General features: G+C 73.7%; 5 protein-coding genes and 1 pseudogene. All 6 read left to right on the top strand.

What is annotated here, in order from left to right; translation table 11 throughout:
• Nucleotides 1-249, top strand: a pseudogene (locus ACH65_RS20315) (hypothetical protein); the annotation flags it as partial.
• A 17-nt stretch (nucleotides 250-266) separates the two neighbouring features.
• Nucleotides 267-2,933 carry a T6SS phospholipase effector Tle1-like catalytic domain-containing protein gene (locus ACH65_RS12835; protein ID WP_049622998.1) on the top strand — a complete coding sequence of 889 codons (2,667 nt, stop codon included), beginning with the start codon at nucleotides 267-269 and terminating at the stop codon, nucleotides 2,931-2,933.
• A 187-nt stretch (nucleotides 2,934-3,120) separates the two neighbouring features.
• The gene (locus ACH65_RS18590; RefSeq protein ID WP_064504856.1) at nucleotides 3,121-3,696 is read left to right on the top strand and encodes a helix-turn-helix domain-containing protein; all 576 of its coding nucleotides are present in this window, start codon (nucleotides 3,121-3,123) and stop codon (nucleotides 3,694-3,696) included.
• On the top strand, nucleotides 3,693-4,880 hold the full coding sequence (locus ACH65_RS12825; RefSeq protein ID WP_049622997.1) for a M20 aminoacylase family protein: 1,188 nt from the start codon (nucleotides 3,693-3,695) through the stop codon (nucleotides 4,878-4,880). Before ACH65_RS18590 ends, ACH65_RS12825 begins: the two co-directional genes overlap by 4 nt.
• A 74-nt stretch (nucleotides 4,881-4,954) precedes the next feature.
• Nucleotides 4,955-5,695 (top strand): c-type cytochrome, encoded by a 741-nt coding sequence (locus ACH65_RS21035; RefSeq protein WP_064504855.1) that lies wholly within the window; start codon nucleotides 4,955-4,957, stop codon nucleotides 5,693-5,695.
• Between the two features lie 35 nt (nucleotides 5,696-5,730).
• The gene (locus ACH65_RS12815; protein WP_049622996.1) at nucleotides 5,731-6,951 is read left to right on the top strand and encodes a TolC family protein; all 1,221 of its coding nucleotides are present in this window, start codon (nucleotides 5,731-5,733) and stop codon (nucleotides 6,949-6,951) included.
• The last annotated feature ends 112 nt before the right edge of the window (nucleotides 6,952-7,063 follow it).

Below are 7,063 nucleotides of genomic sequence, written 5' to 3'. Positions count from 1 at the left end.
AATCTCGACGGGTTGTTCCGTGACCGTCTGATCCTCCACAAGGTCCCCCGGGAAGAGGTCAAGGCGACTTGGCTGGCCACGTGTTCCGTCGCCCCCGTGATTCCCGGCATCCTGGTCGAAGTCGACGACCGCACCGTCAACGTCTACATGCGGGCCACGGTGGTCGCCTGTGATCCGCAGGACCCGGAGAACTACGACAAGGTCGTGAGTCGCCGCGACCTGATGCTGGCCTGGACCCGTACCTACTGAGCCAAGGAGGGCTCCCCATGCCCAACGAGACCCGTGTAAGCGCCGATGGCGTGCCCAGCGACGGCGTGGGCCATGCGCTGGCCACACCGGCACAACTGGCGCAGTTCGAGGGCAACGAGGCGCTGGCCCGCTTCCGGGTGCCCATCCTGGTGCGGGCCGGCCATCCCCACGAGAAGCTGTTCGTGGCGGCCTTCGACGGCACCGGCAACAACAAGTACACCGATCCCGGGCACGCCACCAACGTGGCCTGGATCGACGATCAGATCAAGGCGGCCAATCAGGCGGGCAACACGCAGATCCACTCCTACTACGTGCCCGGTCCCGGCGCCCAGGCCGACAAACTGGTGGCCGCCTGGGACCTGGCCCGGGGCTTCTCCTATGAAGAGAACCTCAACACCGCTTACCAGGAACTGGTCAACCAGGCCGATGCCTGGAAACAGGCCGACCCGGACGCGGTAATCCGCGTGCACAGCCTCGGCTTCAGCCGCGGCGGCAGCCAATCGGCGGGCTTCAGCCGCCTGGTGCACGAGCAAGGCATTCCCGATCTCCGCAGCCGGACATTCGATGCGGCAGGCCGTGTCGCCTATGCCCGCTACCACGTCCCGCCCGGCCAGGTGGTCCAGGCCGTGGGCCTGTTCGACCCGGTGGCCACCGGGGTGCCGATGGACTACGACCGGCGCCTGCCGCCGTCGGTGGTCTCGGGCCTGCAGATCACCGCGGCCGACGAACGGCGCGCGACCTTTCCCTCCGACCAGATCCTGCCGCCGGGCCTGTCGGAGGACGGGCGCTTCCTCAACCTGACGGTGCCCGGCGCGCATTCGGACGTCGGCGGCGGCTACCTGCGCAACGGGCTGGCGATCCGCTGCGGCAACCTGATGATCGACTACTGCAATGCGCTGCGCGACGAACCGTTCCTGCCCAAGCGGCACGAGCCGACCGACCCGCGTCTCAACGTGATCCATCGCTCCGAGGAGAGTCTGCCCGTCTACCGGCTGGACCCGCGCGAAGGCGTGCGGGGCGAGCCCAGCGGCACCAACCGGCAGCTGGCGCCGGCAGCCGCGGAGGCGGCCGGGCCGGTGCCGCATGCGCCCGAGGCCGTCGACCCCGCGCTGATGCGGCCGCTTACGTTCCGGCCCATGGCGCGCGGGCCGGTGTCCCGCGAGCCCGCTCATCCCGCCTACCCACCCGCCTCGCCCGAAGCCATCGCCGAGGCCGGGCGCTCGGTGCCTTTCGCCCCCACGGTCGCGCGCACGCTGGGCACGGCCGCCCTGCTCGGCGATGCGGTGCAAACCGGCACCAAGACCGTCGACCTGATGCGCCATGGCAACGACGCGGGCAGCCAGTCCGAGGTGCTGCATTTCGCCGGGCGCAACCTGGCCGGCTGGGCCGGGGCGGGAACCTTCGCCGCGATCGGCAGCACGCTGGGCCTACAAACCGGGCCGGGCCTCATTGTTACCGGCGCGATCGGCGGAGCGGCCGGCCTCTTCGCAGGCGACAAGCTGGCCGATGCCTACGACCATCACCGCGTCTACAACCAGGACGATCCGCAAGGGCGTACCTGGCACTACGATCCGGCCCAGCCGCAGCGGGGCTGGACGCGCGAGATCCCGCCGCTGCCCGACGCGCCCCACGGCCAGCACCTGGTGGCCGATGCGGCGCTGGCCAGCCGCCTGAGCTACCAGGCCAGCACAACCGCCGTCGAGCTCGCCCTCGCGCGTGAGGTGGTGCCACGCGACCCGTATGCGCAGCCCGCCGCTGCCGACGACGCGCCCAGCCGGCGCGAAGCGCCCTGGATACGCGATCCGGGCAGCCATCATTGGACGCGGCAAGTGACGGACCGCGTGCTCGAGCATGGGTTGGCCAGCACGCATACCGAGATCGCCGGCCCCGGGCGGGCCGCGCAGCTGGACCGTGCTGCCGAGCAAACTCTCCGCGAGAACGTGGCCAACTCGCCTGCCGGCATGGCCCGCCGCTACCAGGCCGCTTACGCGCAGGAGGGATGGTCCCGGCACGGCCCCATGCCGGAGGCCGTCAGCCACGCCTTGCATGCCCCGGCCAACCGCGTCGCGGCCTCGGACGGGCACACCTACACGCAGGCGGCGGACGGCCAATGGTCGCGGCCGGACCGGCTGTTCGGGACAAGCCCCGCCGAAGGGCGAGTGCGCGAGGAGCTGGACGCCAGCGAGCGCCTGGCGGCGGCTGAGCGCCCGCTGCCTGCCGGCCCGGCGCTGGCCCGGCAGGCGGCCGCTGCGGCGCCGGCGACGCCCACACCGCCCGGCCGCCTGGACGACCCCGCCCACCCCGACCACGCCTTGTTCCGGCAGGCACGCGAGCACATCGTGCAACTGGATCGACAACTGGGCCGCACGCCGGATCAGTACACGGACAACCTCGCCTCGGCCCTGGCCGTGCAGGCACGGGCGGATGGCCTGCAACGCGTGGACCAGATCGCGCTCTCGGACGACGGCAGCCGGCTGTGGGCGGTGCAGACGCCTCCCGGCCGGCAGGACCACCTCTTCGACCGGCGAACGAGCGTACCGACCGCCGCCGCCAACACGCCCATGGAACAGAGCGCCGCGCAGTGGCCCCAGGCCATGCAGCAGTTCCAGGCACAGGAGCAGGCACAGCAGGTGCAGGCCCATACGCTGGCGAACGCACAGGCTCCGGCGATGCAGAGCCACTGAGGGCAACGGCAACTGCATCGCGGCGCAGGCCGCACCTGCGCTCGCCGGCAGCGAGCGAGTGGCGCTGCGCCGAAACGGAGAGCCGAACGATCATCTGCCGAGCGGCAGGCCGACATCGGTATTAGCTGCTGGCGAAATCGCCCTCTACGGCACCATCGCTATGGCGGCTGTACGTAAGCTGTGATGCATGGAGCCCATCGCCGCCACCGTTCCCCGCTCGTTGCAACGTGTGCTCGCCTTCGCGCACGCCAACCTGAGCGCGCCGCTGCCGCTGGAGCAGCTGGCCGCGGTGGCGGGCCTCAGCCAGTGCCGCTTCGCGCTGCTGTTCCGTCGCCACATGGGCATGCCGCCGCGCCGCTATATCAGCCGCCAGCGCGTGCGCCACGCCAAGGCGCTGTTGCGCCAGGGCGTGGCGGCGGTGAACGTGGCCGACGCCTGCGGCTTCTACGACCAGAGTCATCTTTCCCGGCATTTCAAGAACGTGTGCGGCATGACGCCTGGCGAATACCTTCGCCACGTCGGCCGGCAAGGCGCGGGCCATGGCCCCGCGACGCCGTCCGGCGAGGCATCCCCCGTGCCGCACCACCCCGCACTGCCCGCCTGCGTCCCGAGCCATGCCGGGCCGTATCGGCGCGTCACGGCCGCGCGGACGGAACCGCACCGGCTGTCCGCGCGCCATCGCGGCCTTCCGGCGCCGGCGGAGCCGGCCCATGGCGGCGAGGTGGCGCCCTGGCCTATCGTTCCGGCACCGACCCTGCCATGAGCGAGTCCCCGATGTCCGCCACCGAACTCGACGCCTTGCTGCCCGCGCTGGTCGACCTGCGCCGCGACCTGCACGCCCACCCCGAGCTTGCCTACACCGAGCACCGCACCGCCGGCATCGTCGCCCGCGAGCTGCGCGAACTGGGCCTGGAGGTGCACACCGGCATCGGCGGCACCGGCGTGGTCGCCACGCTGCGCCACGGCAGCGGCCGCGGCTGCATCGGCCTGCGCGCGGACATGGACGCGCTGCCTATCGTCGAGCGCAGCGGCCTGCCCCACGCCAGCACCGTGGCCGGCGTGCACCACGGCTGCGGCCACGACGGCCACACCGCCATGCTGCTCGGCGCCGCGCGCCATCTCGCGCGGCATCCGCGCTTCGACGGCACCGTGCACTTCATCTTCCAACCGGCGGAGGAAGGCCAGGGCGGTGCCCACGCGATGATCCGCGACGGCCTGTTCGAGCGCTTCCCCTGCGATGCGGTCTACGCGCTGCACAACTGGCCGGACCTGCCGCTGGGCCATGCGCAGACGCGCCCCGGCCCGATCATGGCCGCGGCCGACCGCTTCGACATCACCGTTCACGGCCGCGGCGGCCACGCCGCGATGCCGCAGCACACGCCCGACGCCATCCTCGCCGCCAGCCAGCTGGTGACCCAGCTCAACACCATCGTGGCGCGCGCGATCGACCCGGTGGAATCGGCGGTGCTCTCCGTCACCCAGATCGAGGGCGGCCACGCGCACAACGTGCTGCCCGGCACGGCCAAGGTCACCGGCACCGTGCGCAGCTTCAACCCCGCCGTGCAGGACCGCATCGAGGCCACGCTGCGCGCGATGGCCGAGGGCGTGGCGCGCGGCAGCGGCACGCGCGTCGAGGTGGAGTACCTGCGCTACTACCCGGCCACGCTCAACAGCGCGGACGAGGCGCGCCTCGCGCTGGCCGCGGCGGCCGATGCCGGCCTGCACGCTGCCGAGGCGCCGCACCCGGCGTTCACCTCGGAGGACTTCGCCTTCATGCTGCAGGCGAAGCCCGGCGCCTACCTCTGGCTCGGCCAGGGCCGCGCCGACCCCGGCCCCGACGGCGAGCGCGCCCTGCACCACCCCAGCTACGACTTCAACGACAACGCGCTGCCGCTCGGCATCCGCTGGTTCGCCGCGGTGGCGGCGCGCGCCCTGCCGGCCGGCTAGGCGCGCCCGCACCGCAGGTTTTCCCGCGCCGCTGCGGCGGCGGTTTTCCGACTCCGGCGCCAAGGGCCACTCCCATGAAGCAAGCCACCCGCTACCTCGTCACCGCCGTCGCCACGCTCGCGGCGCTCGCGCTCGGCCTCGTCCTCTACGCCTATTCGGGCCTCTACGGCATCGGCGCCGACGACCCGCACACGCGGCCGGTGGCGGCGCTGCTGGAAACGCTGCGCGAGCGCGCGATCCACACCCGCGCGGCGGGCATCGAGGTGCCCAACCTCGACGACCCGGCCATGATCGCCGAGGGCGCCGAGCACTATGCTGCCATGTGCACCGGCTGCCACCTCGCGCCGGGCATGAGCGACTCGGAGATCCGCCCCGGCCTCTACCCGCAGCCGCCGAACCTTGCCGAGCACGGCGTGCACGACCCGCGCGAGGCGTTCTGGGTGATCAAGCACGGCGTCAAGCTGAGCGCGATGCCGGCCTGGGGCAGCTCGCACGACGATGCGACGATCTGGAACATGGTGGCCTTCATCCGCAAGCTGCCCGGCATGACGCCCGAGCAGTACCAGGCCCTGGCCGGCGAGGCGGGCGAAGGCGGTCACGAGCATGGTCACGGTCACGACCACGGCGCCGCGCACGAGCACGCCGGGGCCGACCACGATCAGGCCGATCAGGCCGATCACGACCACGCGGACCACGACAGCCACGACCACGCCGCGCACGGGGACGCGCCCGCCCCCGCGGCGAGCAATGCGGCCCCCACCCCGGCCGCGACGGCGCCCGAGGCCGGCCACCACCACCATCACCACGACGCCTGAGCGGCCGCCGCCACGCCCCGCCAGAGACGACCGTCATGGCCCTTCACCCGTGCCGCCCGCTCGCCGCGCTGCTCGCCGCCGCCCTGGCCGGGCCCGGCCTCGCGGCGGACGCGCCCTCCTACGAGGCGCTGCTCAGGCAATCGCTGGACCGCGCGCCGGCCCTGCTCGAGCAGGCCGCCGACGTGCGCGCCGCCGGGGCGGAGGCGCGCCAGGCCCATGCCTGGCGCAACCCCAGCTTCGACGCGCTGGCCGAGAACCTCGGCGCGCCACGCAGCGGCGGGGTGAGCCAGCGGCAGGACACCTACACCCTCACCCAGCCGCTCGAACTCGGCGGCAAGCGCGCCGCGCGCATCGAGGCCGGCGAGCGCGCTCTGGCCGCGGCCGAGGCGCGCGCGCACCAGACCCGCGTGGATTTCGCCGCGCTGCTGGCCGTGACCTACGCCACGGCCGAAGCGATGCAGGCGCGCAAGGCGCTCGCCGCCGACGACCTGGCGCGCGCCGACAACGACCTGCGCGCCGCGCGCGCCCTGGTGCACGCCGGCAAGGAGGCCGACCTGCGCGTGGCGCAGGCCCAGGCCAGCCGCGCCGCGGCGCAGGCCGGCGCGCAGGCCGCCGAGGCCGACGCCACCGAGGCCCTGGAGCGTCTTTCCGCCTTGGCCGGCGCCGAGGACACCTATACCGGCATCGCCCACCCGCTGCCGCTGCCCGCCGCCACGGCGCCCGCGTCCGGCCCTGCGCCCGCCGTGGCGACCGCCGAGGCCGAGCGCGACGCGCTCGCCGCGCAGGTGCGGATGGAACAGAAGAAACGCATCCCCGACCTCGACCTGAGCGCCGGCGTGCGCCGCTTCGGCTGGACGCGCGACAACGCGCTGGTGGTGGGCCTGAGCGTCAGCCTGCCGCTGTTCGACCCGAACCGCGGCGGCATCGCCGCCGCCCGCGAGCGCGCCACGGCGGCCGAGGCGCGCCTCGCCGCCGCCCGGCTCGAAGCCGACGCCGCGCGCCGCGCCGCCCAGGCCCAGGCGGCCGCCGCGGACGGCCGCCTGGACGCCGCCGCCCAGGGCGAGCGCGCGGCCGCCGAGGCCTACCGCCTAGGCCGCATCGGCTACCAGGCGGGCAAGGTTTCGCTGCTGGAACTGCTGGCCACCCGGCGGGCGCTGTCCGAGGCGCGGCTGGCCACGATCGAGGCGCGCCTGGCGCGCGTGCGCGCCCTGGCGGCGCTTTCGCGGGCCGACGGCCGCCTGGCATTCGAGGAATGACGATGGAAGCAGGCCGACGGCCAACCAACACGCTGCTGATCGCGGGCATGGCGGGCATGGCCGCCCTGCTCGGCTTCGGCACATCGCACTGGCTGATGCCGCGCCCGGCGCC

This window comes from Frateuria defendens (assembly GCF_001182895.1).
Taxonomy (GTDB): domain Bacteria; phylum Pseudomonadota; class Gammaproteobacteria; order Xanthomonadales; family Rhodanobacteraceae; genus Frateuria_B; species Frateuria_B defendens.
The sequence above is the reverse complement of the archived record's forward strand: the minus strand, read 5'-3'. Positions and strand labels throughout refer to the sequence as shown.

Excerpts from the sequence above, each read along its gene's own strand:
- ACH65_RS12835 (WP_049622998.1), top strand. The coding sequence starts at position 267 with ATGCCCAACGAGACCCGTGTAAGCGCCGATGGCGTGCCCAGCGACGGC.
- ACH65_RS18590 (WP_064504856.1), top strand. The coding sequence starts at position 3,121 with ATGGAGCCCATCGCCGCCACCGTTCCCCGCTCGTTGCAACGTGTGCTC.
- ACH65_RS12825 (WP_049622997.1), top strand. The coding sequence starts at position 3,693 with ATGAGCGAGTCCCCGATGTCCGCCACCGAACTCGACGCCTTGCTGCCC.
- ACH65_RS21035 (WP_064504855.1), top strand. The coding sequence starts at position 4,955 with ATGAAGCAAGCCACCCGCTACCTCGTCACCGCCGTCGCCACGCTCGCG.
- ACH65_RS12815 (WP_049622996.1), top strand. The coding sequence starts at position 5,731 with ATGGCCCTTCACCCGTGCCGCCCGCTCGCCGCGCTGCTCGCCGCCGCC.